Annotated in this window: 1 protein-coding gene; it reads left to right on the plus strand. The window is 73.6% G+C overall.

What is annotated here, in order from left to right; all coding sequences use genetic code 11:
• Nucleotides 1–16 precede the first annotated feature (16 nt).
• Nucleotides 17–1,184, plus strand: a 1,168-nt coding sequence (locus D588_RS25465; protein ID WP_017917104.1) for a fimbria/pilus outer membrane usher protein, incomplete at its 3' end; no start/stop codon positions are given.

Raw genomic sequence — 1,184 nt, forward strand, 5'->3', positions numbered from 1 at the left:
TTCGAGGCAAGGATCAATGGCGAGCCGCGCGCGCAGTCGCTGGTCGTGGACACCGCGGCGCCCTGAACTGCTGCTGGCGCTGTGGGCCGGCAGCGCCGCGCTCGCTGTCGCCCAGCCGCAGCCCCCGCCCCGGCCCGAGGCGACCGCTCCGGCGCAGGAGACCCTGTACCTGGAGGTCACCCTGAACCAGACCCGCCAGCCCGGCCTGTTCCAGTTCCAGCGCGACGGCGAGCAACTGCGCGCCAGCGCCGCCACCCTGCGCCAGCTCGGCCTGCGCGTGGACGGCAGCGACGCCAGCGCGGCGATCGCCCTGGGCGACCTGGACGGCGTGCGCTTCCGCTACGACGCCAGCCTGCAACAGGTGACGATCGACGCGCCGGTGGCGCTGCTGGACGTCGCCACCACCCGCATCGACGCGCGCGGCGGCGTGCCGTCGCTGCCGGCGACCAGTTCACCCGGCGCCCTGCTCGACTACGACCTCTACGCCAGCCGCCAGGGCGGCGCCAGCAATCTCACCGCCAGTGGCGAGCTGCGCGTGTTCGGTCTGGGCCAGGGCCTGCTGCGGCAGTCCTTCGTCGGCCGCGTGTACCGCGAGCCGCAGCAGGACTGGCGTGCCCAGACGATCCGCCTGGACACGCAATGGCAGTGGTCGCTGCCCGAGCGCATGACCAGCGTGGTGCTGGGCGACACCTTCAGCAGCAGCACCAGTTGGAGCCGCACCGTGCGCCTGGGCGGTGTGCGGGTGGGCAGCGACTTCGGCCTGCAGCCGTATCGCGCGATCACCCCGTTGCCGGAATTCCTCGGCGAAGTGGCGGTGCCGTCCAGCGTGGACCTGTACGTCAACGGCATCCGCCAGTACGGCGCGCAGCTGCCGGCCGGGCCGTTCCAGCTGTCCGCCGCGCCGGGCGTGGACGGCGCCGGCAATGCCCAGGTAGTGATCACCGACGCCTACGGCCGCACCCGCTCGCTGGCCTTTCCGTTCTATGCGACCCAGGATCTGCTGGCCAGCGGCCTGACCGACTGGTCGCTGGCGCTGGGCCGGGTGCGCGAGGCGTACGGCGTCGCCGATTTCGCCTATGCCGGCGACACCGTCGGCAGCGCCAGCTGGCGGCGCGGCCTCGGCCCGCGCTTCACCGCCGAGGCGCATGCCGAGGCCGGCGCCGGCGTGCGCAACGCCGGGGTCG

The organism is Xanthomonas sp. SHU 308 (assembly GCF_000364645.1).
Lineage (GTDB): Bacteria > Pseudomonadota > Gammaproteobacteria > Xanthomonadales > Xanthomonadaceae > Xanthomonas_A > Xanthomonas_A sontii.